At 63.9% G+C, this 249-nt stretch carries 1 protein-coding gene; it reads left to right on the top strand.

Going from position 1 to position 249, the window contains the following annotated elements:
• On the top strand, positions 1 to 249 hold a 249-nt coding region (locus tag KOM00_RS20525; RefSeq protein WP_216500872.1), incomplete at both ends, for a hypothetical protein.

Genomic DNA, 249 nt, shown 5'->3' with positions numbered 1-249 from the left:
TCTCCACCGTGAACCAGAAGGTCAACGTCGTCGCTGCGGACCCGGTCACCGTCGGTACCATTACGGTGGACGCCGCCAAGGCAACGACCATCCCGCTGACCATCAGCGGTCCTTACACCTCCGTCACCTTCGCGTGGGGCGACGGTAGTGCCAGCACCACCTCCACCGACACCAGCGGTTCCATCAGCAAGAGCCACACCTACGCGCGTTACGCCAAGTACGCCGTGGCCGATGCTGATCCGAACACCG

It is taken from the genome of Geomonas diazotrophica (assembly GCF_018919385.1).
Lineage (GTDB): Bacteria > Desulfobacterota > Desulfuromonadia > Geobacterales > Geobacteraceae > Geomonas > Geomonas diazotrophica.
The sequence above is the reverse complement of the archived record's forward strand: the minus strand, read 5'-3'. Positions and strand labels throughout refer to the sequence as shown.